The 24,567-nt window shown below is 59.5% G+C and carries 26 protein-coding genes; 11 read left to right on the forward strand and 15 right to left on the reverse strand.

Annotation, left to right across the window (positions count from 1 at the left end; all coding sequences use genetic code 11):
- Positions 1-65 precede the first annotated feature (65 nt).
- The 6 genes from rodA to ACAM27_RS16195 form a co-directional block, all read right to left on the reverse strand.
- Positions 66-1,208, reverse strand: coding sequence for a rod shape-determining protein RodA (gene rodA, locus ACAM27_RS16170; RefSeq protein WP_113879827.1), 1,143 nt, complete (start codon positions 1,206-1,208; stop codon positions 66-68).
- On the reverse strand, positions 1,208-3,106 hold the full coding sequence (gene mrdA, locus ACAM27_RS16175; RefSeq protein WP_183580761.1) for a penicillin-binding protein 2: 1,899 nt from the start codon (positions 3,104-3,106) through the stop codon (positions 1,208-1,210). The genes rodA and mrdA overlap by 1 nt, the downstream gene beginning before the upstream one ends.
- Positions 3,107-3,114: 8 nt before the next feature.
- A complete protein-coding gene (rlmH, locus tag ACAM27_RS16180) occupies positions 3,115-3,585 on the reverse strand; it encodes a 23S rRNA (pseudouridine(1915)-N(3))-methyltransferase RlmH (RefSeq protein WP_023008896.1) in 471 nt (156 codons plus the stop codon).
- Positions 3,586-3,587: 2 nt separating this feature from the next.
- Positions 3,588-3,938: a ribosome silencing factor gene (gene rsfS / locus ACAM27_RS16185; RefSeq protein ID WP_011785874.1), complete on the reverse strand. Its 351-nt coding sequence runs from the start codon at positions 3,936-3,938 to the stop codon at positions 3,588-3,590.
- Between the two features lie 93 nt (positions 3,939-4,031).
- A complete protein-coding gene (nadD, locus tag ACAM27_RS16190) occupies positions 4,032-4,682 on the reverse strand; it encodes a nicotinate-nucleotide adenylyltransferase (RefSeq protein WP_011785875.1) in 651 nt (216 codons plus the stop codon).
- A gap of 4 nt (positions 4,683-4,686) precedes the next feature.
- Complete coding sequence (locus tag ACAM27_RS16195) at positions 4,687-5,943, reverse strand: glutamate-5-semialdehyde dehydrogenase (RefSeq protein ID WP_369612307.1); 1,257 nt, start codon at positions 5,941-5,943, stop codon at positions 4,687-4,689.
- Positions 5,944-6,079: 136 nt separating this feature from the next.
- On the opposite strand from ACAM27_RS16195, the gene ACAM27_RS16200 reads away from it, so the two are divergent.
- The 3 genes from ACAM27_RS16200 to ACAM27_RS16210 are packed head-to-tail and all read left to right on the forward strand — an operon-like array spanning position 6,080 to position 9,545.
- Positions 6,080-7,102 carry a GGDEF domain-containing protein gene (locus ACAM27_RS16200; RefSeq protein WP_369612308.1) on the forward strand — a complete coding sequence of 341 codons (1,023 nt, stop codon included), beginning with the start codon at positions 6,080-6,082 and terminating at the stop codon, positions 7,100-7,102.
- On the forward strand, positions 7,099-8,097 hold the full coding sequence (locus ACAM27_RS16205; protein WP_224851130.1) for a GGDEF domain-containing protein: 999 nt from the start codon (positions 7,099-7,101) through the stop codon (positions 8,095-8,097). Before ACAM27_RS16200 ends, ACAM27_RS16205 begins: the two co-directional genes overlap by 4 nt.
- Positions 8,094-9,545: a bifunctional DedA family/phosphatase PAP2 family protein gene (locus ACAM27_RS16210; protein WP_113879825.1), complete on the forward strand. Its 1,452-nt coding sequence runs from the start codon at positions 8,094-8,096 to the stop codon at positions 9,543-9,545. The genes ACAM27_RS16205 and ACAM27_RS16210 overlap by 4 nt, the downstream gene beginning before the upstream one ends.
- A 3-nt stretch (positions 9,546-9,548) precedes the next feature.
- Here the strand turns inward: ACAM27_RS16210 and ACAM27_RS16215 are convergent, their stop codons facing one another.
- Together ACAM27_RS16215 and ACAM27_RS16220 are read right to left on the reverse strand one after the other, a co-directional pair.
- Positions 9,549-10,130, reverse strand: a complete 582-nt coding sequence (locus ACAM27_RS16215; RefSeq protein ID WP_011785880.1) for an LON peptidase substrate-binding domain-containing protein — start codon at positions 10,128-10,130, stop codon at positions 9,549-9,551.
- Between the two features lie 44 nt (positions 10,131-10,174).
- Complete coding sequence (locus tag ACAM27_RS16220; protein ID WP_014420656.1) at positions 10,175-11,428, reverse strand: HDOD domain-containing protein; 1,254 nt, start codon at positions 11,426-11,428, stop codon at positions 10,175-10,177.
- A gap of 153 nt (positions 11,429-11,581) precedes the next feature.
- Between ACAM27_RS16220 and ilvD the strand changes: the two genes are divergently transcribed.
- On the forward strand, positions 11,582-13,417 hold the full coding sequence (gene ilvD, locus ACAM27_RS16225; protein WP_014420655.1) for a dihydroxy-acid dehydratase: 1,836 nt from the start codon (positions 11,582-11,584) through the stop codon (positions 13,415-13,417).
- A gap of 66 nt (positions 13,418-13,483) precedes the next feature.
- Here the strand turns inward: ilvD and ACAM27_RS16230 are convergent, their stop codons facing one another.
- Positions 13,484-13,894 (reverse strand): peptidoglycan-binding domain-containing protein, encoded by a 411-nt coding sequence (locus ACAM27_RS16230; RefSeq protein ID WP_022991974.1) that lies wholly within the window; start codon positions 13,892-13,894, stop codon positions 13,484-13,486.
- Between the two features lie 107 nt (positions 13,895-14,001).
- On the reverse strand, positions 14,002-15,093 hold the full coding sequence (locus ACAM27_RS16235; protein WP_022991975.1) for an AI-2E family transporter: 1,092 nt from the start codon (positions 15,091-15,093) through the stop codon (positions 14,002-14,004).
- Positions 15,094-15,223: 130 nt separating this feature from the next.
- On the opposite strand from ACAM27_RS16235, the gene ACAM27_RS16240 reads away from it, so the two are divergent.
- The 3 genes from ACAM27_RS16240 (at position 15,224) to ACAM27_RS16250 (ending at position 16,943) form a co-directional block, all read left to right on the forward strand.
- Positions 15,224-15,574, forward strand: a complete 351-nt coding sequence (locus ACAM27_RS16240; RefSeq protein ID WP_014420653.1) for a hypothetical protein — start codon at positions 15,224-15,226, stop codon at positions 15,572-15,574.
- Positions 15,575-15,672: 98 nt separating this feature from the next.
- Complete coding sequence (locus ACAM27_RS16245; RefSeq protein ID WP_011785886.1) at positions 15,673-15,921, forward strand: hypothetical protein; 249 nt, start codon at positions 15,673-15,675, stop codon at positions 15,919-15,921.
- Positions 15,922-16,043: 122 nt separating this feature from the next.
- Positions 16,044-16,943 (forward strand): haloalkane dehalogenase, encoded by a 900-nt coding sequence (locus ACAM27_RS16250; protein ID WP_369612309.1) that lies wholly within the window; start codon positions 16,044-16,046, stop codon positions 16,941-16,943.
- Positions 16,944-16,961: 18 nt separating this feature from the next.
- Here ACAM27_RS16250 and ACAM27_RS16255 read toward each other — a convergent pair whose 3' ends face one another.
- A complete protein-coding gene (locus tag ACAM27_RS16255; RefSeq protein ID WP_014420651.1) occupies positions 16,962-17,750 on the reverse strand; it encodes an acyl-CoA thioesterase II in 789 nt (262 codons plus the stop codon).
- 198 nt (positions 17,751-17,948) lie between these two features.
- On the opposite strand from ACAM27_RS16255, the gene ACAM27_RS16260 reads away from it, so the two are divergent.
- The gene (locus ACAM27_RS16260) at positions 17,949-19,475 is read left to right on the forward strand and encodes a DEAD/DEAH box helicase (RefSeq protein ID WP_022991977.1); all 1,527 of its coding nucleotides are present in this window, start codon (positions 17,949-17,951) and stop codon (positions 19,473-19,475) included.
- 19 nt (positions 19,476-19,494) lie between these two features.
- Here the strand turns inward: ACAM27_RS16260 and ACAM27_RS16265 are convergent, their stop codons facing one another.
- Genes ACAM27_RS16265 through ACAM27_RS16280 form a run of 4 tightly spaced genes read right to left on the reverse strand, consistent with a single transcriptional unit; the run spans position 19,495 to position 22,457 of the window.
- Entirely contained in the window at positions 19,495-20,010 is a 516-nt protein-coding gene (locus ACAM27_RS16265) for a dihydrofolate reductase (protein ID WP_011785890.1), read from the reverse strand.
- 14 nt (positions 20,011-20,024) lie between these two features.
- Positions 20,025-20,864, reverse strand: a complete 840-nt coding sequence (locus tag ACAM27_RS16270; protein WP_022991978.1) for a thymidylate synthase — start codon at positions 20,862-20,864, stop codon at positions 20,025-20,027.
- Positions 20,861-21,649 (reverse strand): prolipoprotein diacylglyceryl transferase, encoded by a 789-nt coding sequence (lgt, locus tag ACAM27_RS16275; protein ID WP_011785892.1) that lies wholly within the window; start codon positions 21,647-21,649, stop codon positions 20,861-20,863. The genes ACAM27_RS16270 and lgt overlap by 4 nt, the downstream gene beginning before the upstream one ends.
- A gap of 10 nt (positions 21,650-21,659) precedes the next feature.
- Positions 21,660-22,457, reverse strand: coding sequence for a sulfite exporter TauE/SafE family protein (locus ACAM27_RS16280; RefSeq protein ID WP_011785893.1), 798 nt, complete (start codon positions 22,455-22,457; stop codon positions 21,660-21,662).
- Positions 22,458-22,549: 92 nt separating this feature from the next.
- On the opposite strand from ACAM27_RS16280, the gene ACAM27_RS16285 reads away from it, so the two are divergent.
- The 3 genes from ACAM27_RS16285 to ispA are packed head-to-tail and all read left to right on the forward strand — an operon-like array spanning position 22,550 to position 24,535.
- Positions 22,550-23,323, forward strand: a complete 774-nt coding sequence (locus ACAM27_RS16285) for an NRDE family protein (RefSeq protein ID WP_022991979.1) — start codon at positions 22,550-22,552, stop codon at positions 23,321-23,323.
- Positions 23,324-23,381: 58 nt separating this feature from the next.
- The gene (locus ACAM27_RS16290) at positions 23,382-23,639 is read left to right on the forward strand and encodes an exodeoxyribonuclease VII small subunit (protein WP_011785895.1); all 258 of its coding nucleotides are present in this window, start codon (positions 23,382-23,384) and stop codon (positions 23,637-23,639) included.
- Positions 23,639-24,535: a (2E,6E)-farnesyl diphosphate synthase gene (gene ispA / locus ACAM27_RS16295; protein WP_011785896.1), complete on the forward strand. Its 897-nt coding sequence runs from the start codon at positions 23,639-23,641 to the stop codon at positions 24,533-24,535. Before ACAM27_RS16290 ends, ispA begins: the two co-directional genes overlap by 1 nt.
- The last annotated feature ends 32 nt before the right edge of the window (positions 24,536-24,567 follow it).

A 24,567-nucleotide genomic window follows, 5' to 3' on the forward strand; every position in this document is an offset into this window, starting at 1 on the left:
GACCAGCAACATTGTAACGGGTTCCCTTGTGTATACACCATTACCGGGCAGCCATCATTACTGGTTCAGGCGGTGATCATCCGGCGATGGGTGTGAATCGACATCAGCACGCCGAACGCCGCCATCAAAGTGACACTTGAGGTGCCGCCATAGCTGATCAACGGCAAAGGCACACCGACCACTGGCAACAGGCCGCTCACCATTCCGATGTTGACGAAGATATAGATAAAGAACGTCATCGTCAGCGCTCCGGCCACCAACCGGCTGAAGGAGTCCTGCGCGGTAACCGAGATATAGAGACAACGCAGGATAATCAGGAAGTACACCGTCAACAGCAGCAACATACCGATAAAACCGAACTCCTCTGCCAGCACCGCGACAATAAAGTCGGTGTGGCTTTCCGGCAAAAACTCCAGGTGTGACTGGGTACCCTGCAACCAGCCCTTGCCCTCCATACCGCCGGAACCGATCGCGGTTTTCGACTGGATAATGTTCCAGCCGGCTCCGAGCGGATCACTCTGAGGGTCCAACAGTGTCAATACCCGCTGCTTCTGATATTCCCGCATGACGAAGAACCACATCAGCGGGGCAGAAACCGAGACCATGGCGAGGAAAGCGGCAATCAACTTCCAGCTGATACCGGCAAAAAACACCACGAAAATGCCGGCCATGCCGACCAGCAAGGAGGTACCGAGATCCGGTTGCTGGATGATCAGGAACATCGGCAGCAGAACGATCACCAGCCCCGTCATCACCCTGGGGAAGGTCGGTGGCAGGTAATAACGAGACAGATACCAGGCTGCCATCATCGGCACCACCAGCTTCATGAACTCGGAAGGCTGAAACCGGGGCAGGCCAGGCAACGCCAGCCAGCGTTGCGCCCCTTTGGCACCGACACCCACCAGCAACACGGCGACCAGCCCGATCAGCCCCAAGCCGTAGAGCCAGGGTGCCCATCGGCGAAAGACCGCCGGATCCAACTGAGCGAATACGAACATCACCACAAAGGCAACGCCCAGGCGAATGCCCTGTGCCTTGACCACATCAATATTCCGGTCAGCACCACTGTAAAGCACAAAAAGGCCGCCACCGACGAGTAACAACAGAAGCCCCAGGAGAATCGGGTCCAGATGCAACGCTGACCAGATACTGCGGTTGCGCCCCAGATCGCTGCTAGTCTGACTGCTCCACAATTTGCTGCCGGCCATCAGTTGTCTCCCCCGGCCGCGCTGGAATCGCTGATCACAGGTTCTGCCTGCTCCGCCGGAAACTCCTCCAGCCAGGCATCAAACAAGGCCCGGGCAACCGGAGCCGCGGCGCCGCTGCCACTGCCACCATTTTCAACGATAACCGCCACTGCGATCTTGGGGTCATCCGCTGGCGCAAACCCGACAAACATCGCGTGGTCCCGAAGCCGTTCCCTTATCTGCTCTTCGTCGTACTCCTCATCCTGACCAAGACTGAATACCTGGGCCGTGCCCGTTTTTCCAGCCATTCGGTAGCTTGCGCCTCGACCAGCGCTTCGCCCCGTCCCACGGGCACCATGCATCACTTCTTCCATGGTATCGACGACATATTCCCAATCGTCAGGATCCTTCAGTTCAAGCTGTTCATGCGTCTGCTCCGGCAGGAACTCCTCCACTGGACTGTCGCCGTGAACATCTTTAAGCAACCTGGGCTCAACCCAGGCTCCGCGATTGGCAATCAATGCTGTAGCCGTTGCCAGTTGCATGGGCGTTGCCAGCAAAAAACCCTGCCCAATGCTCATATTGACGGAGTCTCCGGGATACCAGGGTTCATTTCTCACGGCCCTTTTCCAGTCTGCGGTCGGCAACAACCCGGTCAAAGCACCGGACACATCCAGGGTGGCATCCTCACCAAAGCCGAACCGGGCCAGATAGGAAGACATGACATCCACCCCCATATCAACGCCCACTGCGTAAAAGTAAACATCATTGGATCTCGCCATCGAGTACTTCAGATCCACCCAGCCATCACCAGAGCGATTCCAGTTCCGAAAACGCCTCCCGCCCTCACGGAGCTGGAAGTATCCCGGGTCCCAGATTCTACGGTCTTTATCCGTTGCGCCGCTGTCCAGCGCTGCAACAGCCATCATGGGCTTGATGGTCGAGGCGGGGGGGTACTGGCCCCGGAGCGCCCTGTTGAACAACGGTTTGTCGATACTCTGACTCAGCTCGCGATAATCATTGACGCTGATACCGGTCACAAACTTATTGGCATCGAAACCGGGCACGCTGGCAAGCGCCAGAATGCCACCGGTCTTCGGCTCAATGGCAATGATTGCACCTCGCCTCCCGTCCATGAGCTCGTGGGCCCTGCGCTGGAGCCGCAAATCAAGATGGAGCTGGAGATCTTCGCCCGGAACAGGATTTACTCGCTCAAGCACCCGCAAGATCCGGCCGCGGGCGTTGGTTTCTACATGCTGGTAGCCCACCTGACCGTGAAGCGCCTCCTCGTAGAAACGTTCAATCCCGGATTTGCCGATGTAGTTGGTCCCCGCGTAATTGACCGGATCGATACGCTGGAGTTCGTCGCGATTGATACGGCCGACAAACCCCAGGGCATGGGCGGTCAGCTCGCTATGGGGATAGTAGCGAACCAGTTCGGCCTCAACTTCCACCCCCGGAAACTGATGTCGGTGCACTGCCATGCGGGCAATTTCGGCTTCGTCGAGATCGTAACTCAGGGGGATCGCCTGGAACGGACGCCGCGGCTCCCGCAGTCGGCGCTGAAATCGTTCCAGATCTTCATCGGCAATACTCAGAATGTCGCTCAGGCGCGCCAGGGTTGCGTCCATATCGCCAACGCGCTCCGGCACCACCGTCAGGCTGAATACCGGGCGATTCTCCGCCAGCAGAACGTTATTCCGGTCGTACACCAGGCCTCGGGGTGGCGGTACCGACTGTACCTGAACCCGGTTTTTGTCAGACAGTGTGGTGTAGATCTCGTGCTCAACGATCTGCAACTGGTACATCCGCGCCAGCAACCCGGTCATCAGCACCAGGACGAACACCAGCATCACCATGGCCCGGCGCTGGAACAGCCGGCGCTCCGCTGCGGTATTTTTCAGTTCGCCCCAGACCATGTCTGTTCCTAGGCCCGGTGGTAAGGGTGGTTACGGGTGATGCTCCAGGCCCGGTAGAGTTGCTCGGCCAAGAGGATTCTCACCAGAGGGTGGGGCAAGGTAAGAGGCGACAGTGACCATTGCTGGTCCGCTCGCTGTCGACAGGCATCCGCCAAGCCGTCGGGGCCGCCGACCAGAAAAGCGACATCCCGGCCGTCCTGTTGCCAGTTTTCCAGCTGTGAGGCGAGTTTTTCCGTTGACCAGGGGCGCCCACCCACCTCCAGAGCCACCACGCGGTCACGGGTGCCTGCTGCAGACAGGATAGCGTCGCTTTCCCGCTGCATCAGTCGGGAGATGTCGGGATTTTTGCCCCGGTGGGCCATGGGGATTTCTGTCAGTTCAAGGGGCAACTCGGGCGGCATCCGGCGAGCGTAGTCGTTGTACCCCGCAGTGACCCAGTCGGGCATTTTCTGCCCCACACAGATCAGACGCAGGCGCATGACTACTCGCTGCCCGCAGCACCGAGATCCGGAGCATCACGCCAGAAGCGCTCCAGATCGTAGAACTCCCGGGTAGCAGGCATCATCACGTGAACAACCACGTCACCCAGATCAACCAGGATCCAGTCACTGCCGCCTTCACCTTCAACGTTGGATGCACGTACACCCTGCTCTTTGGCCTCGATCACCACCGAATCCGCGAGGGATTTTACATGTCGGTTGGAGGTACCGGATGCCAGAACCATAAAATCGGTCACGCTGGTGCGGTCGCGAACATCAATCACACTGATGTCCTGAGCCTTGATATTTTCCAGTGCGTTAACGACCAGATCTTTCAGTTGTTCAGCCTGCATAATTACCCTGTAGTACGGGTACTGGCCGGTATGGCCACCCGATCAATGATATTCAGACGCGATTGTAGCATCAAAGACGCCTGTGAATAACTCCTATTGGCCCTCAACGGGCCGGGCACCGTAGAGCCCCCAGGCGCGGATACTCTGGCAGACATCATCCGGTGTGAGGTAGCGTGGCGACCGACCCGCCGCGATACGCCGTCGAATACCAGTGGCGGAAATGTCCAGCAACGGCGGCGCCAGCTCCAGTACCAGGCCCGCCGGCCGCGAATGCAGCTCCGAAGCTGAACCCACACAGCGCTCTGCTACCAGCTGCGCTGCCTCGCTGCCCACCGGCAGTTCCGAGCCGGGGCGGCGCACCACCACGATATGGGCAAGCCCGGGGATCTCCTGCCACTCGCGCCAGCGGTCAAACGATGAGAAAGCGTCGGTACCAACCACCATCACCAGAGGACAATCCGGCCCCAGCTCGGCCCGAAGCTGGCGCAATGTATCGGCGGTGTATGAGGCTCCGCCCCGGTGCACCTCCTGCTCGTCCAGCGCCAGCGCGGGTTCGCCGGCGATGGCCTGCCGGATCATCTCCAGACGCTGCGCTGAACTGGCTCCGGTGCTACCCCGATGCGGAGGGATATGGCTGGGCACCAGATGTACCCGGCTCACCTCCAGCGCCTCGGACACTTCCAGTGCCAGCCGGAGGTGACCGTGGTGAATCGGGTCAAAGGTGCCGCCGTAGATCACATGCATGGTGTCAGGTCCGGATATGGCCGTCACCGAACACCACGTACTTCTGTGAGGTAAGCCCTTCCAGACCGACCGGCCCACGGGCATGGATTTTATCGGTGGAAATACCAATCTCAGCGCCCAGGCCATACTCGAAGCCATCGGCAAATCGGGTTGAGGCATTGACCATGACAGAGCTGGAATCCACCTCAGTCAGGAACCGACGGGCTCGGGTGTAGTTTTCGGTGATAATGCTGTCGGTGTGCTGGGAACTGTAGCGATTGATATGCTCAATGGCACCATCCAGTCCGTCAACCACCTTCACCGCCAGGATTGGGGCAAGGTATTCCGCGTGCCAGTCCTCCTCGGTGGCTTCGACAAGATCTCCTAGAATGGCACAGGTGCGCTGGCACCCCCGCAACTCCACGGTTTTGCTTCGGAACTGTTCCGCCAGCAGCGGCAACAAGTCCTCCGCCACCTCGTCATCAACCAGCAGGGTTTCCATGGTATTGCAGGTCCCGTAACGCTGGGTTTTGGCATTAACCGCTACCTTCAGCGCCTTCTCCGGGTCGGCATGGCTGTCGATGTAAACATGACACACACCATCCAGATGTTTGATTACCGGCACACGGGCGTCCCGACTGATGCGCTCAATCAGGCCCTTACCGCCGCGGGGAACAATTACATCCACGAACTGAGGCATGGTGATCAGCTCACCCACAGCGGCCCTGTCGGTGGTGCTGACCACCTGGACTGCAGTTTCCGGCAACCCCGCCTCGCTCAGGCCCTGTTTGAGACAACGGGCAATGGCCTGGTTGGAGTGGATCGCCTCGGAGCCGCCGCGCAGAATGGTCGCGTTGCCGGATTTCAGGCACAGGCTGGCAGCCTCGACCGTGACATTGGGCCGGGACTCGTAAATGATCCCGATCACCCCCAGCGGAACCCGCATCTTGCCTACCTGAATACCCGACGGGCGATACGTCATATCAGTAATCACACCCACAGGGTCCGGCAGCGCAGCCACCTGTCGCAAACCCTCAATCATGGCATCGATGCGCTGAGAGGTAAGTTCCAGGCGATCCAGCATGGCACTATCGAGTCCATTTTCCCGGCCACGCTCCAGATCCTTGCTGTTAGCCGTGGCAAGCTCGGATCTGGCGGCGTCCAGGGCGGCGGCGGTGGCCAGAAGTGCCTGATTCCGCACGGCAGTGGAGGACCGGGCGACTTCCCGGGAAGCGGCCCTGGCCTGCTGGCCGAGCTCCGTCATGTAGGATGCTACATCCATTGATTTACCCTTAATTCTGCAAGCTGATTCCAAAACGGGAGGGTTACTTTACCTTTCCCGTTTCAAGTCCGCACCCCAAACGACTATTATAGCGCTGCACAGGTTCAAATGGATGCGCCAGCAAAGGACAGACTCAATGCCCCAAACCGCCGAAAAATTTCTTCCCGGCAAGTTTTCCCGCAGCGGGTTTATTGCCTTTGGCCTGACCACCGGGCTCTGTCTGTTCATGGGGGAACTGCTGGCGGCAGTGGCAGCTGCAGCTGCGGCTGGCCTTTGCCTGGCGGGCACCCATCAGGGCAAAGCACATCAAAACGCACCCTGGCCACAATTACGGGCATTCTTTCTGACAGCCCTCGTTCTGGCTCTGGCATCGGCCATCTGGCTGGGTCCCTGGCCACTCAGCCACTGGCTCTATGCCCTGCCACTGGTACTGTTCGCCATGGCGCCGGTCTACCTGGCAGCCATTGTTACTGTCATCTTCATTTTCCTGGTGCTGGCCGGCACCCAGTGGGCGATAGCCCTCCCGGACAGGCACCAGATGATGACGGCACTGGTACTGACCACGCTCCTCGGGGCCATTCTGGTGTTCATGCGCGAGTACAAATCCCGGCAGCTTGCGCCCCTGCGCCGTACCGATGAGCTTACCCAGGCAGCCAGCCGGGAATACCTGTCAGCTGACCTGCACAAGGAAATACAACGCAGCGAGCGGGAAGGCACCAACATGTCGGTGATGATGATCGGGCTGGATACTCACCTGAGCGACGTCGATCCGGACGAAGACATTCGTGCGATACTGCCACGCATCGGCCGCTACCTGCACTCCCAGCTTCGGGATTTCGATACCTACTACCGGGTGGCCGACCTTCAGTTCCTGGTGATTCTCCCCGGCGCCAATACTGCCGAGGCTGCCCGCACAGCAGAACAGGTTCGCCGAGGCCTGTGCACGCTGATGGATTCGCACGGCCTTAAGCTTACGGTCAGTACCGGCGTGGCCGGGCTCAATATCGGCGACGATGCCGACAGCCTGCAACAGAGCGTTGCCAACGCCCTGCGGCGCGCCCAACAGCAGGGTGGTAACCGGACCCAGACCTACAGCAACCCGGTACCCCCGGAGGCCAGCGGACTGACTGAACCTTCCGGCAGGGAGGCAGCGCAATGACCGAGACCCGACTCCGAACCTGGACCCACGCCTTTGGCTACGGCCTGGCGGCGCTGTTCACCGCCGCACTGGCACTGCAGAACCTGCGTTACGGCTTTTACCAGCTGTTCTATCTGGCCCTGGCCATGACCGCCTTACTGGTTGCCGGCCTAGTCTATACCTGGCTATGCCGTCGCCAGCAGCTCTCCGCGCCCGGCCACCTGGTCATTCTCGCCGGCCTTAACAGTGGTCTGGTTGCAGCGGTACTGACGATGGATGCCCCGGGCATCAGCCACTGGGCCATGCCTTTGCTTTCGCTGAACCTGCTGATTTTGCCCCTGCGGCATGGATTAATGCTCTCAGCGATGCTGCTGGTGCCGGTGCTGGCTGTCACCTGGCTGTCGACATCCATAGACACTGCCCTGATGACGACAGCCGGCCTTATGGCACTGCTGGCAGTTACGGCCCTGTATATCTGGCACTACGACCATATGGCGCAATCGGCCCAGGATCTTGCCATTACCGACCCCGCCACCGGAGCCCATAACGCGCGTTTTCTGGATGAGACACTGCAGAAGGAAATCAGTCGTGCCATTGCCACCGGCCACCCATTGTCGGTCGTCAGCCTGAACATCGACCATGCCGACGAAATTCGCGACCTGCACGGCAAGGCCGGCCTGCAAACGCTGCTGCGCGACGTCACAGGTACCCTGTTTGAAATCATCCGGGCCGGGGATTCGCTCTACAGCATCAACGGCTCGGAGTTTTTCCTGATCCTGCCGTTTACGCCGGAGGAAGGGGTCCGGGTCATCGCAGAGCGCATTCGCAGAATGCTCAGCGAACATGACTGGGCCCAGGTTGGCAAGATCTCGGTCAGCCTCGGCTGCACCACCCGGGGCAACGGCGACACCAGCACCCATTCATTGCGTGACCGCGCAGTCACCGCCATGCTCGAAGCCCGGAAGCGGGGTGCGGATTCTGCCTGGTTCAGCCCGGGAGAGCCCGTCAAGGCATGACCGCGACCTGGCTCACCGACGTTACTTCCTGGGTCGCCGCCAATCCGGGCTGGCTGATTGCCGCCCTGTTCCTGACCGCGCTGATAGAATCGCTGGCCGTGGCCGGCATCATCGTGCCCGGAGTGGCTTTACTGTTCGCATTTGCCGCGCTCGCCGGCAAGAGCGGCCTGCCCCTGTCCGACGCCCTACTGTGGGCCGGCCTTGGCGCCGTGGCGGGGGATGCGATCAGCTTCGCCATCGGCCGCCTGTTCAAGGGGCGTCTGAATACCGTCTGGCCATTCAGTCGATACCCGGGGCTCATTGCCCGCGGAGAGAGCTTTTTTCGCGCCCACGGAGGAAAAAGCGTGGTCATTGGCCGTTTCGTTGGGCCGATACGCCCGGTCATTCCACTGATTGCCGGTGCGCTGACCATGTCCTGGCAGCGCTTTCTCACCTTTAATCTGCTATCAGCCACGGGCTGGGCCCTGGTGTATATCCTGCCGGGATTTTTCGTAGGCTCGGCTATGGGCAGCGAGATCAAACCCCCACCCCATTTCTATCTGGTACTTGCGATCAGTGGTGCGGCGCTGGTGGTTGTCTATCTGATTGTTTTGCGGATTCGGCTCGGCGTTGGTGAAGGGAGCTGGCTCTATCAATGGCTGGAATCCCGGATGAGTCAATACGACGCAACACACCGGTTCTGGCGTCTGTACAGCAGCGAGCGGCCGGCTCAGCAGGGGGAATTTCCTCTGCCCTCACTGCTAATGACGGCCACCTCGCTCGCATTGTTTCTTGGGCTGGCACAGTTGGTCGGAGTCAGTGGTGAGCTGGCCTTTATGAACCAGCAAGTGCTGCAATGGTTCGGCGCTCTGCGCCAACCCCTGCTGGATCTCCCGATGGTAGCGTTCACCTTGCTGGGAGATCCCCCGGTCCTGTTCGCTGCCGCCGTGTTTGCCGTTCTGTTGCTGGCGTTCCGGGGCTACTACGCAGCCGCCATTCATATTGCCACTGCAGCAGCCATCACCGGGATCAGCGTTTGGCTGCTGAAAGCAGGTATCGGCATCAGCCGGCCAGATCAGGTGCTCTCGGCACCAAGCTCCGGCGCTTACCCCAGTGGGCATACGGCCGGTATGACCGTGCTGGTTACCCTGGCAGCCAGCTTCGTCGCGGGCGAAAACCGCAAACACCAGCGCTGGCAACATTACCTGTTTCTGTCACTACCCTTGCTGCCGGTAGCCCTGAGCCGACTGTATCTCGGCGTGCACTGGTTCACGGATGTGCTTGGAGGCCTGTTTCTGGGGCTCGCGATCACCGGTGCGACACGGGCCAGTTACAGCCGATATGACAGGGTGGCGCTGAGCCCGGACAGCTTGACCTGGGCCGCCGGAATCGGCTGGCTGGCTTTCGTGGCCATGTACATGATGGGTAACTGGGAAACTGCCGTGGTGAGTTACGCCCCTCAGCTATAACCGTCAGCCGCCCTGTTCCAGCGCTTCCAGCAACTGTTGCAGTCGGTCAAGCCGTTCCAGCGGATCCTGTAATTCCGCCAGCCGCTGTTTTTCCTGCTTATCCAGCGGCAGCAATTCGGTCAGCCTCCAGCCAATATGGCGGGCATCGTCATAATCCACATCCATTTCCAGATCCTTGACCACCGGATGTCGGAACAGTGCCCGCAAAACCGAGGGCAACTCATGGTAGCGTTCCGGCACGTCGCTCTCGGCCTCGGCAATCAGGCACTCCACATCGCCGACATTGAGACCATCCTCCTGCTGCCAGCTACGGATGACGGAAACCTTGTAATCGCCCTCAACGGTGATACCCAGCAAACCGTTATCCAGTTGCTGGAAGTCAATGATCCGGACGTAGGTGCCGATGTCGTAGAACGAGGCCCGGGCTTCGGTCTCGGCCCCTTCCCGCAACAAAACCACGACAAAACCGCGATCCTCCTTCAGGCAACGGGTGAGCATGTCGATATAACGGGGTTCAAACAGCTGCAGGGGGATTCGCCCCCCGGGCAGGATGATTGAATTCAATGGAAACAGCGGTACGTTCATAAGTTTTTCAGTCACTACCGGCCAGGCTCCTGCTGCGGCTTGGTCTATCGAATCGAAAGAAGCTTCTGCACTTCATCCACCCGTTCCCGGGCCTCACTCAGCAGTTGCAGACTTCTGGAAGCATTCAGTTCCAGCTCCCCCAGCCGGCGCCATGCCGGCACCTGATCAAAGGCTGGAAGCCCCTCATTCTGGCTGGAGCCAATCATCGAATGCAGTTGGGCAACAATCACCACGTCAACCAGTTGGGGCGCAGTTTCCCGGCACTCATGATGCCAGTCTTCCGCATGGCGCACCGCCTCCACGAAGGCTTTCGGGAACGCCCAGTTCTCAAGTACCGCGCACCCGACATCGGCGCGGAGTTCGTCGATGGCATGGTGCAGGTTTCTGTCATCGGCGAACAGATTGACGTGGTGCTCGGCCTGCACCAGTACAGGAACCACCCCGATATCATGCAGCAACCCCGCCAGTAAGGCTTCCTCAGGATCAATGCGTGTGGCGTGGTCCGCCAGCACCCAGCACAGCGCCGCCACCTCCCGGGAATGGCGCCATAGCTGCTCCATTTCTTTCTGCAATGGCGCCCGACGGGTCTTGAACACCTCGCGCATGGCGAACACCGTCACTAATTGCCGGGTGGTTCGCATGCCCAGACGAACCACGGCCTCACGCACATTGCGGACATCGCTGAAACCGCGATAGAGCGGACTGTTGCAGGAACGTACCAGCTTGGCCGCCATGGCCGGGTCTGCCGACACCGCAGAAGCGACCTCGGTGGCCGACGAGTCCTCCCGGTCCACCACCCGCCGGACTTTCCAGGCCACATCCGGCACACTCGGTAGCTGGACCTGATTGGACCGCAGCTCAGAGTAGAACTCCATCAACAGATGGTGCTCTTCGCTCTGATCTTCGTCGTGATCGGACGAGTCCATTTCCACCTGGGAAATGGGCGCCGCCCTCAGCATCTGGTTCAGCACTTCCTGCTCGATCACCAGAAACTCGCAGGGTTTGACCGCAGTAACGTCATACATCCGGGGCTGCAGACGGGCTACTGGATTGAGAGCTTTGTCGGTCTCAGCCTCAATGGTCGACTTACGACCATCAACCGATTGCAGCTCCACGGCGCCGGAAATCAGAAAATAATCCAGACCATCCCGAACGCCCCGTTCCATGACCCTCTGCCCTGGTCCGTGGGTTCTGCGCTCAGCCCGGCTGGCCAACAACACAAGCTGATCGTCAGTCAGACGGCCCAAAGGCTGAAAACTTTTAAGACGACGTAATGGCAGGCTTTCCTGGCCGCCCATAGGCAGACTCCCCTGAACTGCTGGATAATAAACGGGCATCACATGTTACGTATTGTAATCACCACTCGGGAAAACAGCCATGCGAGCGGCGTCGAATCTGTTATCCTCTGGTCTTTCACTTTATCCGATAACCTAGGGAGAGAACCGCCTACCATGCCCCAGTATCGTTCCCACACTTCTACCGCCGGCCGCAATATGGCCGGTGCCCGCGCCCTTTGGCGTGCCACCGGCATGAAGAACGAGGACTTCGGCAAACCCATCATCGCCGTTGCCAACTCCTTTACCCAGTTTGTGCCCGGGCACGTTCACCTGAAAGACCTGGGCCAGCTGGTTTGCCGCGAGATCGAAGCGGCCGGCGGTGTTGCCAAAGAGTTCAACACCATTGCTGTAGATGATGGTATCGCCATGGGGCACGATGGCATGCTTTACTCCCTGCCGTCGCGGGAAATCATCGCCGACTCGGTGGAATACATGGTCAACGCCCACTGCGCCGATGCGCTGGTGTGCATCTCCAATTGCGACAAGATTACCCCGGGCATGCTAATGGCCGCCATGCGCCTGAACATTCCCACCATTTTTGTTTCCGGCGGCCCGATGGAAGCCGGAAAAACCAAGCTTTCTGAACACAAGCTCGACCTGGTGGATGCCATGGTCATCGCCGCCGATCCAACGGCGACCGATGAGATGGTCGAGGAATACGAACGCAGCGCCTGCCCCACGTGCGGTTCCTGCTCCGGCATGTTCACCGCCAATTCCATGAACTGTCTGACCGAAGCCATCGGCCTGGCCCTGCCCGGCAATGGCTCCATGCTGGCCACCCATGCCGACCGGGAACAGCTGTTCCTGAAAGCCGGTCGCCAGATTGTGGAGAATGCCAAACGCTATTACGAGCAGAACGATGCCAGCGTTCTGCCGCGCAGCATCGCCTCCGTGGAAGCATTCGAGAACGCCATGACCATGGACATTGCCATGGGCGGCTCCACCAACACCATCCTGCACCTGTTGGCTGCGGCCCAGGAAGGCGGTGTTGAATTCTCCATGGCCGATATCGATCGCTTGTCCCGCAAGGTTCCGCAGCTGTGTAAGGTTGCTCCCAACTCCCCCAAGTACCACATGGAAGACGTGCACCGCGCCGGCGGCATCATGGGCATTCTGGGTGAACTGGAGCGCGGCGGCCTGATCAACGTCGACCTGCCCACGACTCACAGCAAAACCATGCGTGAAGCCCTGGAAACCTGGGACATCATGCGCTCGCCAACACCCGAAGTGATCGAATTCTACAAAGCCGGCCCCGCCGGTATTCCGACTCAGACAGCCTTCAGCCAGAGCACCCGCTGGCCAAGCCTCGATGGCGACCGTGAAGACGGCTGCATCCGCTCCGTGGAACACGCTTATTCTTCAGAAGGCGGCTTGGCAGTACTGTATGGCAATATCGCCCAGGATGGCTGCGTGGTGAAAACCGCGGGCGTTGATGAAAGCATCTACGTCTTCGAGGGCAAGGCCCGGGTCTTCGAAAGCCAGGATTCCGCCGTGGCCGGCATTCTGGGTGACGAGGTCAAGGCCGGTGATGTGGTGATCATTCGGTACGAAGGGCCCAAAGGCGGTCCAGGAATGCAGGAAATGCTCTACCCGACCAGCTACCTGAAATCCAAGGGGCTGGGCAAGGACTGTGCACTGCTGACCGATGGCCGGTTCTCCGGCGGAACTTCAGGGCTCTCCATCGGCCATGCTTCGCCGGAAGCTGCTGCCGGTGGCGCGATTGGTCTGATTGAGGATGGCGATACCATTCTGATCGACATCCCAAACCGATCTATCAATGTTCAGGTCAGTAAGGAAGAACTGGCACAGCGACGGGAAGCACGCGACGCCAGGGGCTGGAAACCGGAGTTACCGAGGGACCGGAAGGTATCCGCCGCCCTCAAAGCCTACGCACTGCTGGCCACCAGTGCCGATAAAGGTGCGGTTCGGGATTTGAGCAAGCTGGACTGAATCTGGACCACAAAAAAGCCCGCAAAGTGTTTGCCTTGCGGGCTTTTTTTATCCGGGGACTGGCGTTTACCAGAGCGACCAGCCACCATCTTCGTCTTCTTCAATGGTGTCTTCGGCAGAAGACTCGGTCTCAGCTGGAGCCGGTTCTGCCGGTGCCGCCTGCGCAGTTGCCGCCGGCGCAGACTGGCCTGCATCAGCGGCCGCCTGCTGCACGGTGATCAGCCCCAGAGCACGCTCGGTTTCCTCGTTCAGAATACCGGTTGCCTCAAGGCCGTTGTCTTTCTGGAAGCGGGTCAGTTCCGCCCGGGTCTTGTCATCCATGCTCGGGCTGACATTGGTGATGTCGTAACCGGCGCCATAAAGCGCGTGCTTGAGCGCGACCACTTCATTGGCCTGGGCAACGGGTGCCAGACCCAGCAGGGCGACCGTTCCGACCGCCAGCGCCGTCCTGCCGATGTGACGGGTGACTGTTTTCATGGTTCTCACCTGATCTACTCCTGGATATCTCTGTGACATCTGCTGTTCTGTTTTTATAGTGTGGCGCCTTCCTCTACGTATCAGCGCTTCCTAGACCATAACATAATTTAATCTTCGCGGGCCGGACCATTCTCGGGATTTGCCGGATCGGCATAGTGATACTGGCCAAATTCACGGATAAAAATGCCCCAGAACGCCATGAAAAGCGCCGCCACCAGCGGACCCATGACAAAACCATTGATGCCGAACATAACAATGCCGCCCAGGGTGGACAAAAGCACGAGATAGTCCGGCATTTTGGTGTCCCGCCCTACCAGCACAGGCCGGAGCAGGTTATCCGCCAGACCAATCACCACCACCCCATAGGCGGTCAGAATGATGGCCGGCACAATGTCCCCCACGGCAGCCAGATAGATGGCCGCCGGCACCCAGACAATCGCAGCCCCGACGGCTGGCAGCAATGAGACGATGGCCATGACCACCCCCCACAGCAAGGCTCCGGTAATGCCAAGTATCCAGAAGATTATGCCACCAAGCGCACCCTGAATGATGGCGATCAGCAGGTTACCCTTGACCGTGGCACGGGTGACTTCCGCGAATTTGGCAAACAACAGGCGCTCACGCTCATCACCCAGCGGCAAGGCGCGAATCATCAGCTCTATCAGTTTCTGGCCATCACGGATCAGGAAAAAGGCCAGGTAAACCATCAGAGCCAGCCCCAGAAAGAACTGAAAGGTGTTCTGCCCGATGCCCAGGGCCTGCTTGGCCAGAAATTGACTCCCCCCCAGAAAGGCATTAACGGCGCGGTCCCTCAGATCCGCAAAATTGATGTCAAACTGGGCCAGAAAGGCCTGGATGGCAGGAAACGACTGGTTAACCTGATCAATGTATTCCCCCGGCCGGATCTCTCCGGCCTGGATCTTCTGGTAGATCCCCATACCTTCCGCGATCAGCGCCGCGCCCAGTACCAGCACCGGAATCACCACGATCACCATACACACGAACAATGTAATCAGGGCGTTTAGTGTCGGCCGGTCGCCAAGTCTGCGTACCAGCAACTGCTGCACCGGATGGAAAATCAGCGCAATGGCCACCGCCCAGAAGATCGGGCCAAAGAACGGCTTCATCAACAGAATGAACGCAAGCGACACACCGAGCAGCATCGCCAGAAAAGTCCGTGTTTCAAGTTTTGCGTACATAGTTAAACAATTCCTGTCCAGAACATGCCCATCGGGGCTGGTAGGGAAAGCAGACTACCACGATAGCGTGGCCAGTGTAGTGGGGTTCGCGTTATAGTGGTTGGTTATCAATCAGCCAACAATACAGGTTATGTGGTTGGAAGCAGACAACTTTACCGTGGAGAGCGCGCTGGAGGCCGCACTGGAACTGCAGAAAGTGCTGGCAGCCCGAACCCATCGTCGCAAGGTGATGGGCCAGGAGGTACTCGTGCCCGGCCAGTTGGGCGAGGCCCTGCACCTGCCCAGAACCATCAGCCGCCTGAGTGGCAAGCAGCAACGATTGCGGGATCGCGGCCTGGAGGATTTCCAGGAGCTCTGGCCCACGCTGTCTGAATACACTCGCCAACGGGTTCTGGACGGACTTGGCTGGTACGACCCCAAGCAACTCGACTGGGAGGACAAGCGCTCCAACCGCCGGCCGTTGGTCGATCCTGACGCCTGATACGTACAACTGCGGAAGCCGAAGTGCAGGGCCCAGGCCCGGACTGACTTTGAAATGTCACACTTCGCCCTTACTGTGATCTGATCAGGAGGATAACTATGACAGACAATAACCATTACACTGCCATCCTGGCCCAGGGGAGCGCCGTGCCCACCCTGTTGTGCGGGCATTGCCATTCCATTCTCTCCCGCGCCAGAATTTTCCGTAACCAGGGCGACGCCCATCAGGCCATTGAGTGCAACACCATCGGCCTGTGCTCCGCGGACGATTGCGGCGCGGTGAACTGCTGCGACGAGGCTCTGGCCCAGGTGGAAAACCCAGAACGCCTGTTTGACATCGCATCCTGATTCAAACTGGCAACGCTCTGTTACGCAACTCAAACACACAAAATTCCCATCTGATTTATCCTGACCTTCGACGATTGTCGTACCGATAATCACGCAACCACTCAGTCAGGACAGTCGATGGCATGCGTATTCTGAGAACCGACGAAGCCCGCTTCGCAGGCCTCCCGGATTACCCCTTTTCAGCACACTATCTGGATGTTGAGCCAGGTCTTCGGATGCACTATGTAGACGAAGGGCCCACCCACGCAGACCCAGTGGTGATGCTTCACGGGGAGCCATCCTGGTCCTATCTCTACCGGCACATGATTCCGCTTGTCGCCGAAGCGGGCCATCGGGTGCTGGCGCCCGATCTGATTGGTTTTGGCAAGTCAGACAAACCCGCCGATGTCAGCGACTACAGTTATGACAGCCACATGCGCTGGCTGACCCACTGGCTTGAAACACTGGACCTGACCAACGTCACGCTGGTGTGTCAGAACTGGGGCTCACTGCTGGGATTAAGGCTGGCGGCAGAGCATCATCGTCGGTTCAGCCGGATCATTGTCGGCAACGGCATGCTGCCAACGGGGGACACCCGGGTACCGGCCGTCTTCAGACTCTGGAAGGCGTTTGCCAGCCATAGCCCCTGGTTTCCGATAGGCCGGATTGTCCAGCTTGGTACCGAACGGTCACTAAGCCCGGCCGAAATAGCCGCCTACGAGGCGCCCTTCCCGACACCGGATTACAAAGCCGGTGCCCGGGCGTTCCCGGCACTGGTGCCAACCTCACCCAACGACCCGGCCAGCGCCGCCAACCGGGAAGCCTGGCGCGTGCTGGAAAAATGGCGCAAACCCTTTATCACCTGCTTCAGCAGCGGCGACCCGATTACCCGGGGTGGCGACCGTTATATGCAGCGGCGAATCCCCGGAGCCTTCGGCCAGCCCCATATCACCCTCAACGGCGGACATTTCCTGCAGGAAGATTCCCCCCGACAGTTTGCCCGGGTCATTCTGGACGCGCTCAAAGCCGAGATGGCGGCCTGATAGCCAGGCCCGCCTCACTCAGCCGAAGACTGTAACCGTTTGCCGGCTCAGGGCCACCAGTTCACCGGCCGGAGTCCAGATACCAGCATGAGTGTGACCATATCCGGCGCCAGCCTGGTCGATGGTTGCCCGGTACAGCAGCCAGTCATCCGGCTTCATGGCAGGCCGGGGATGGACAATCTCCAGCGCCCAGCTCAGGGAACTGGCTGGCGCCGGCCCCTTGAGATGCGGCAACAGCGCCGGTGGCCAGGCATCTACCAGAGCAACAATGTGGGCGTCGGTCATAGTCTCCGGGGCTTCCCGGAACTTCATCCAGCCCCCCATTTCGCGCCCGCCCTTACCGGAGAATGGCATATGGCCAAACGCCCAGCGCATTTCGATATGACGGGTAAACTCCGGCGTCACTTTCGGGATATACGGAAGTGACTGACATTGCTCTACCGGCACCGCTTCCGGCGCCGATGTCGGCGCCACTCGGACAGCAGACTCACGGTCGCCCCCGAAACTGGCCAGACAGACAAGGCGGGGCTCGCCATTCTGAAGGATCCGTCCCTGGACCTGGGATACTGCCTTGCCTTCACGCAGGACTTCGGCCTCAACACGGGCCGGCACATCCGGCTCTACGGGGCCGACAAAAGACACCTGAAGAGCCCGCATGGCGCGATCATCCGCCACTTTTGATGCCATCACCTCAAACACCAGGGCCGCGACCAGGCCGCCGAACGTGGCACGTCCCTGGCCCCAGTCTGACGGTATCACCACTTCGCAGTTATTCCGGACATCACCGAGAAGGTCATCGAACGTCATTTGTTTTAGATCCTGTTCATTAGCCTGCAAACCGGTAAGACTGCACCACTTGTCGAAGCCTGACAATAGGCCGGCCCCGGCAACTACCTATCGATTGCCTGGCAATAGTCGTATAAAAACCACCCCAAACAGACTATAATGCGCCAAAATCATGCATTGCCTTTGCAGTGCGATACCCTCCGAATACCGAGTACATTCATGTCAGAATTGTCTTTTGCCGAACTGGGGCTGGATCCAGCAGTACTGGAAGCCGTCTCCGCCGTTGGCTATGAAACCCCGTCGCCCATCCAGGCGCAATCCATCCCTGCTCTGCTGGCCGGCAACCACCTGTTGGGCGTCGCCCAGACAGGCACCGGCAAGACCGCAGCCTTCGCCCTGCCATTGCTGAGCCGGATTGATGCTAACGTGGCCGAGCCACAGATTCTGGTGCTGGCCCCTACCCGGGAGCTGGCGATTCAGGTCGCGGAAGCGTTCACCACCTACGCCAGCAAGTTCCGCAATTTTCATGTTCTGCCAATTTACGGTGGCCAGGATTTCTCACCACAGATTCGCGGCCTCAAGCGTGGCGCCCAGGTTATTGTGGGCACACCTGGCCGCATGCTCGACCATCTGCGCAAGGGCACCCTGAAGCTAGACGGCCTGAAGGCACTGGTACTGGACGAAGCCGACGAAATGCTGCGCATGGGCTTTATTGATGACGTGGAAGCCATCCTGGCGAAGACGCCGGACACCTGCCAGCGCGCGCTCTTCTCGGCCACCATGCCGCCACAAATCAAGAAAGTGGCCCAGACTTACCTGAAAAACGCTACCGAAGTAAGAATCGAGAGCGAAACCCGCACGGTTGAACGCATCGCTCAGTTTGTGCTGCCGGTCTACGCCGAGCGCAAGCTGGATGCGCTGACCCGCATTCTGGAAGTGGAGCCTTTTGACGCCTCGATCATTTTCGTGCGCACCAAGGCCGAAACCACCATGCTGGCAGAAAAACTGTCCGCACGCGGCCACGCTGTGGCGCCCCTGAGCGGCGACCTGAACCAACGCCAACGCGAACAGACCGTTGAAGACCTCAAGCGTGGCAAGAAAGACATCATCATTGCCACCGACGTCGCCGCCCGTGGTCTGGACGTGCCCCGGATTACTCACGTTATCAACTACGACGTGCCCTACGACACCGAGGCGTACATCCACCGGGTTGGCCGTACTGGCCGTGCCGGCCGTACCGGCAAGGCTATCCTGCTGGTGACTCCGCGTGAGCGCAGCTGGCTGCGCACTCTGGAGCGGGCCACCAACTCCCCGATGGAACCTTACCAGTTGCCGTCACCTGCCGCCCTGCAGAAAATGCGGGTAGAGCAGTTTGAGGCGCAACTGCTGGGCTTCACCGACGATCCTCGCGCTGCCAAGGCCATCGCCCTGCTGGATGAGATCGCCGAGCGTAACGACATGGACATGGCCGCCATCGCCGGCGCCATGGCCTGCCTGCTGGAAGCTTCCCAGCCAGACTCTCTGCCGCTGGAACAGCCGGAAGCACTGCCGGAGATTTCCGCCGCGCCCCGCCGGGACCGTAAAGGCCCGCCACCAGGCAAAGGCGGTTTCCGCAAAGGCGGCCCTGGCAAGAAGTTCAGCAAGGATGGCAAACCCGGCTTCCGCAAGAGCGGGCCGAAAGGTGGCAAGCCCGCCGGCAAGGGCGGCAAACCTGCAGGAAAAGGCCCCAAGCGCGCGCCGCGCTGAGGCCTGATTGGCTAGCCGGTCACTCTGACCGGCTACGCTGGTAGACGACAAAGCTGTAGTCGTAAGGATTGTTGTCAGACGCAGAAAAATCTTCGCGCCCGATCTCTTCCCACTCGTCCCAGTTCACTTCCGGAAAGAAGGCATCTCCGTCCACCTCGGCGTGCACCTGGGTGATGTATATCCGGTCAACCATTGGCAGCGCTTCGGCATAGATCTGACCTCCGCCAATAATCATCACTTCATCACCACCTTCCAAGTTCGCCTGGGCTTCGGCTTTCACCAACGCTTCGTTCAGCGACGCTGCGGCAACGGTTCCGGCTGGCGCCTGCCATTCCGGATTTCTGGAAATCACCACGTTCATCCGCCCGGGCAAAGGCCGGCCGATGGAGTCCCAGGTCTTTCTACCCATGATAATGGGCTTGCCCATGGTGGCCTGCTTGAAGTAGCGCAGATCACCGGGCAGATACCAGGGCAGCTTGTTATTCCGGCCGATCACCCGGTTTCGGGCCATAGCTACGATGAGGGCCTTGCGCATAACGGGTTCCTTGCTCAAATTGCTATAGGGGCTTTGATCACGGGGGACGGGTCGTAACCTTCGAACTCGAAATCTTCCAGCTCGTAGCCAAAGATGGATTCCGGTTTACGTTTGATGACCAGCTTCGGCAACGCACGGGGCTCACGCCGGAGCTGTTCGAATACGATGTCGTCCGTCAGGTGATTCCGGTAAAGATGACAATCACCAAATGTGTGCACAAACTCCCCCACATCCAGATCACACTGCTGCGCAATCATATGGGTCAGCAAGGCATAGGACGCAATATTGAAGGGCACCCCCAGGAACAGGTCGGCGCTGCGCTGATAGAGCTGGCAAGACAACTTGCCGTCGGCGACATAGAACTGAAACAGACAGTGGCAAGGCGCCAGGGCCATACGCCCCTCCCGCACGTTATCCTGCGGACTGATGGACTCGTCCGGCAGCTCGGCCGGATTCCAGGCGGAGACGATCAGGCGCCGGGAGTTGGGCTTGGTGCGAATCTGCTCGATCACCTCGCTGATCTGGTCAATCACGCGGCCGTCGTGGCATTGCCAGCTGCGCCACTGCTTGCCGTAGATCGGACCGAGATCGCCGTTTTCCAGTGCCCACTCATTCCAGATGCTGACTTTGCGTTCTGTCAGCCAGGTGTTGTCGGTGGAACCCTTGAGGAACCACAATAGTTCATAAATGATGCTGCGCAGGTGGACCTTCTTGGTCGTCACCAGCGGGAAACCGTCCTGCAGATTGAAACGCATCTGGCGGCCGAACACCGAACGGGTGCCCACGCCGGTGCGATCACCTTTGTCGAATCCGTTATCGACGACATCCTGCATCAGATCGAGATAGGCTTTCATTGGACGTTTCTCCGATAAGCAAGGAACATCAGGGCGGCGCCGGCGGCAATCATCGGTGCAGAGAGCACCTGCCCCATCGTCAGCCAGTCAAAGGCCAGGTAACCCAACTGTGGATCTGGCTGGCGAACGAACTCCACCAGGAAACGGAAGATGCCATAGCACACCAGAAACAGGCCGGACACTGCCATTTTCGGGCGGGGCCTTGAGGAGAACCACCAGAGAATCACGAACAGGAGTACGCCTTCCAGCGCGAACTGATATAACTGCGACGGGTGCCTGGCAAGGCTGTCTGGCGCCTGCGGAAAGACCATGCCCCAGGCTACGTCTGTCGGTTTTCCCCAGAGTTCGCCGTTTATGAAATTTCCGATTCGCCCGGCACCCAGCCCAACCGGAACCAAGGGCGCGACAAAATCGGCAATTTTCCAGAACCCGGCTCCGGTTTTTCGGCCATACCACCACATGGCCAGCATTACCCCCAGCAACCCGCCATGGAAAGACATACCGCCTTCCCAGACCCGGAGCAACCAGAGCGGGTCCGCTATAAAGGCATCGAAGTTGTAAAACACTACATAGCCAAAGCGGCCACCGAGGATCACACCCAGGGCCATATAGAACAGCAGATCACCCACCTGCTCTTCCTGCAGTGGCGACCAGGGCTTGCGGGACCGAAGACGGCCCAGCCACCAGCCGGCGGCAAACCCGACCAGATAGGTCAGGCCATACCAGTGGATTTTCAACGGCCCAAGGGCGATCGCCACCGGGTCAAACTGTGGATGTTGCAGCATGAATGCTCTCTCAGCTCAGAAGAAACCGTAAACCAACCAGAACCAGCATAATGGCAAAGATGCGCTTGAGCAGACGCCCATCCAGACGATGGGCCAGCCCGGCGCCGATTCGTGCAAAGAACACACTGGTGGCAACCACACCCACCAACGCCGGCAGGTAGATAAAACCAAGACTCAGCTCGGGCAGATCGGGATCCTGCCAGCCGGTCCAGACATTGGCCAGGGCGCCCGCAATTGCAATCGGGAAGCCGCAAGCAGCCGAAGTCGCCACCGCCTGCTGCATTTTGACGTTGCACCAGCTCAAATAGGGTACGGTCAGAGTGCCACCACCAATACCGAAGATGGCCGATGCCCAGCCAATGATACCGCCGGCTGCCCCGAGCCCTGTGGTGCCCGGAACATCCCGCCCCGGCTTCGGATTGACCTCAAGAATCATCTTCAGTGCCACCAGAATGACGAACACCCCGATAATGGTTTCCAGCACCGGGCCACTCAGCATCGCAGCTGTCCAGGCACCAAGCACAGCACCAACCACAATACCAAAAGTCATGGGGCGAAACAGATCCCAGCGTACTGCGCCATGCTGGTGGTGGGTACGTATGGAACTGATGGAGGTAAAGACAATGGTGGCCAGAGACGTCCCCACAGCAAGATGGGCTGCAATCTCCGGGCTGATCCCCTGCAGCCCGAAACTGAAGATCAGTACCGGCACAATCACCAGACCGCCACCAATGCCAAACAGACCGGCCATGGTGCCCGCCAGTGCACCCAATAAAAGATACAGTACGATGATGCCTATCATGCTCATGGTTACAGACCACCCCGGCTCAGATCAGGCTGGTATGATACGCAGGAATGCCAGCAACTTCAGCCCACGCATCCAAGGAATTCCGTTCACCCATGTGCCTAATTGCTTTTGCCATCGGCCAGAACCCCCGCTTTCCCCTGGTGGTTGCTGCCAACCGGGATGAATTCTTCCGCCGTCCCACGGCCGCCATGGACTGGTGGCAGGCCGACAGCGGTCAGCATCTGCTGGCCGGGAGAGACCTGGCTTCTGGCGGCACCTGGCTGGCCATCAGCGCGAACGGTCAGGTTGCCGCTGTCACCAATGTGCGGGAGGGTAGCCCGGAAACCGGTCGCTCCAGCCGCGGCGAGCTGCCCGTTCGTGCCCTGGCTGAACCCGCCAGCGTATTGGGCGCTGCTCTGAACAGCGAACCCGATCGGTACGCCGGATTTAACCTGGTGTCTCTGACAGAACGCGGCGGCTGGTATTACAGCAACCGCGACGCGCACCCGGGGCGCCAACTCTTCCGAGGCAGCTTTGGTCTTAGCAATCATCTTTTACAGACACCCTGGCCGAAACTGCTGCGCCTGAGAAAGGCCTTTGCCACCGTGGTTGAAGCTGCGAGCCACCGTACCGAGGACTTGCACAACCAACTCCTGCCTTTGCTTCAGGACACCAGCCCGGCGCCCGACGCCATGCTTCCCGACACTGGCGTAGGCATTGAGACCGAACGATTTCTATCGTCACCGTTCATTGTCGGCAGTGACTACGGCACACGGGCCACTACCATCGTCACACTGGACGCACAGGGCGAAGCCAGGGTGACAGAACAATCCTGGGGACCCAATGCCCAGCCCCTGGAAAAACGGCAATTCAGCTGGCAGCGATAGCAAACCGACTCTGTTATAATCCGCGCAATTTCCGAAACACCCGACCGGAGGTCGCCCCATGGCCGGCGAGAACACCAGCAGCGCTTCCATAGCCGACTTTGAGAAATCCCTGAACGAACTGGAACAACTGGTTCGTGACCTGGAACAGGGCGAACTGTCCCTGGAACAATCACTGGCGGCTTTCGAGCGCGGCGTCAAGCTGACACGGGAGTGCCAGAGTGCCCTGAAATCCGCCGAACAGCGGGTCGAGCAGCTGGTGCAGAACAGTGACGGCACACTGGAAACCCGGCCTTTCTCAGCAGACGACGAGCAGTGATGGACCATCGCATCCGCCAGGCGGAGGCCTATCTGGACCAGTGCCGCCACCAGGTTGATCGGGAGCTGGACCGCTGCCTTGCCCGCAACGCCACCTCAGAACGGCTCCAGGAAACCATGCGTTACAGCGTTCTGGGCGGCGGCAAACGAGTGCGCCCGGCTCTGTGCATGGCTGCCGCCCGAGCCATGGGCAGCGACGAAAGCACGGCCCTGGCGCCAGCCTGCGCCCTGGAACTGATTCACGCCTATTCCCTGGTCCACGATGACTTACCGGCCATGGACGATGACGATCTCCGCAGGGGCCGACCGACCGCTCACATTGCCTTTGACGAAGCTTCGGCCATTCTGGCCGGAGATGCACTGCAAACACTGGCGTTTGCGTTGCTGTCCGATGCGCCGGCGTTGTCAGATCGACAACGCGTGACCATGATCTCGGAGCTGGCCCGGGCCAGCGGTCATCAAGGCATGGTTGGCGGTCAGGCCATTGATCTGGAATCCGTGGGGCAACAGCTGAGCGTGGCGCAACTGGAAACCATGCACCGGCACAAAACCGGCGCCCTGATCGAAGCCAGTGTTCGCCTGGGCGCACTAACCTCTGAAACCGTGACCGAGTGCCAGTTGAGCAACCTGACGGATTACGCCAGCGCACTGGGGCTCGCGTTTCAGGTGCAGGACGATCTTCTGGATATTGAGGGCGACACCGAGGTCATCGGAAAACGCCAGGGCTCTGATGCCGCCAGGGCAAAACCCACGTATCCGGCATTACTGGGTATCGAGGGAGCTCGCCAGCACCTGGCCCGACTCCTTGATGAAGCTCTGAGCGCACTGGAGAGCTTCGACTCGGAAGCCGACACCCTGAGGGCCATGGCTGACTACGTAGTGGCACGCAGCCACTGAACCATTTCAAGGCCAAGCATCACCATTTTGTA

The organism is Marinobacter sp. RI1 (genome assembly GCF_041155085.1).
In the GTDB taxonomy this organism is placed as follows: domain Bacteria; phylum Pseudomonadota; class Gammaproteobacteria; order Pseudomonadales; family Oleiphilaceae; genus Marinobacter; species Marinobacter nauticus.

Coding starts and splice junctions, on each gene's coding strand:
- rodA (WP_113879827.1), bottom strand. CDS start 1,208: ATGGCCGGCAGCAAATTGTGGAGCAGTCAGACTAGCAGCGATCTGGGG.
- mrdA (WP_183580761.1), bottom strand. CDS start 3,106: ATGGTCTGGGGCGAACTGAAAAATACCGCAGCGGAGCGCCGGCTGTTC.
- rlmH (WP_023008896.1), bottom strand. CDS start 3,585: ATGCGCCTGCGTCTGATCTGTGTGGGGCAGAAAATGCCCGACTGGGTC.
- rsfS (WP_011785874.1), bottom strand. CDS start 3,938: ATGCAGGCTGAACAACTGAAAGATCTGGTCGTTAACGCACTGGAAAAT.
- nadD (WP_011785875.1), bottom strand. CDS start 4,682: ATGCATGTGATCTACGGCGGCACCTTTGACCCGATTCACCACGGTCAC.
- ACAM27_RS16195 (WP_369612307.1), bottom strand. CDS start 5,943: ATGGATGTAGCATCCTACATGACGGAGCTCGGCCAGCAGGCCAGGGCC.
- ACAM27_RS16200 (WP_369612308.1), top strand. CDS start 6,080: ATGCCCCAAACCGCCGAAAAATTTCTTCCCGGCAAGTTTTCCCGCAGC.
- ACAM27_RS16205 (WP_224851130.1), top strand. CDS start 7,099: ATGACCGAGACCCGACTCCGAACCTGGACCCACGCCTTTGGCTACGGC.
- ACAM27_RS16210 (WP_113879825.1), top strand. CDS start 8,094: ATGACCGCGACCTGGCTCACCGACGTTACTTCCTGGGTCGCCGCCAAT.
- ACAM27_RS16215 (WP_011785880.1), bottom strand. CDS start 10,130: ATGAACGTACCGCTGTTTCCATTGAATTCAATCATCCTGCCCGGGGGG.
- ACAM27_RS16220 (WP_014420656.1), bottom strand. CDS start 11,428: ATGGGCGGCCAGGAAAGCCTGCCATTACGTCGTCTTAAAAGTTTTCAG.
- ilvD (WP_014420655.1), top strand. CDS start 11,582: ATGCCCCAGTATCGTTCCCACACTTCTACCGCCGGCCGCAATATGGCC.
- ACAM27_RS16230 (WP_022991974.1), bottom strand. CDS start 13,894: ATGAAAACAGTCACCCGTCACATCGGCAGGACGGCGCTGGCGGTCGGA.
- ACAM27_RS16235 (WP_022991975.1), bottom strand. CDS start 15,093: ATGTACGCAAAACTTGAAACACGGACTTTTCTGGCGATGCTGCTCGGT.
- ACAM27_RS16240 (WP_014420653.1), top strand. CDS start 15,224: ATGTGGTTGGAAGCAGACAACTTTACCGTGGAGAGCGCGCTGGAGGCC.
- ACAM27_RS16245 (WP_011785886.1), top strand. CDS start 15,673: ATGACAGACAATAACCATTACACTGCCATCCTGGCCCAGGGGAGCGCC.
- ACAM27_RS16250 (WP_369612309.1), top strand. CDS start 16,044: ATGCGTATTCTGAGAACCGACGAAGCCCGCTTCGCAGGCCTCCCGGAT.
- ACAM27_RS16255 (WP_014420651.1), bottom strand. CDS start 17,750: ATGACGTTCGATGACCTTCTCGGTGATGTCCGGAATAACTGCGAAGTG.
- ACAM27_RS16260 (WP_022991977.1), top strand. CDS start 17,949: ATGTCAGAATTGTCTTTTGCCGAACTGGGGCTGGATCCAGCAGTACTG.
- ACAM27_RS16265 (WP_011785890.1), bottom strand. CDS start 20,010: ATGCGCAAGGCCCTCATCGTAGCTATGGCCCGAAACCGGGTGATCGGC.
- ACAM27_RS16270 (WP_022991978.1), bottom strand. CDS start 20,864: ATGAAAGCCTATCTCGATCTGATGCAGGATGTCGTCGATAACGGATTC.
- lgt (WP_011785892.1), bottom strand. CDS start 21,649: ATGCTGCAACATCCACAGTTTGACCCGGTGGCGATCGCCCTTGGGCCG.
- ACAM27_RS16280 (WP_011785893.1), bottom strand. CDS start 22,457: ATGAGCATGATAGGCATCATCGTACTGTATCTTTTATTGGGTGCACTG.
- ACAM27_RS16285 (WP_022991979.1), top strand. CDS start 22,550: ATGTGCCTAATTGCTTTTGCCATCGGCCAGAACCCCCGCTTTCCCCTG.
- ACAM27_RS16290 (WP_011785895.1), top strand. CDS start 23,382: ATGGCCGGCGAGAACACCAGCAGCGCTTCCATAGCCGACTTTGAGAAA.
- ispA (WP_011785896.1), top strand. CDS start 23,639: ATGGACCATCGCATCCGCCAGGCGGAGGCCTATCTGGACCAGTGCCGC.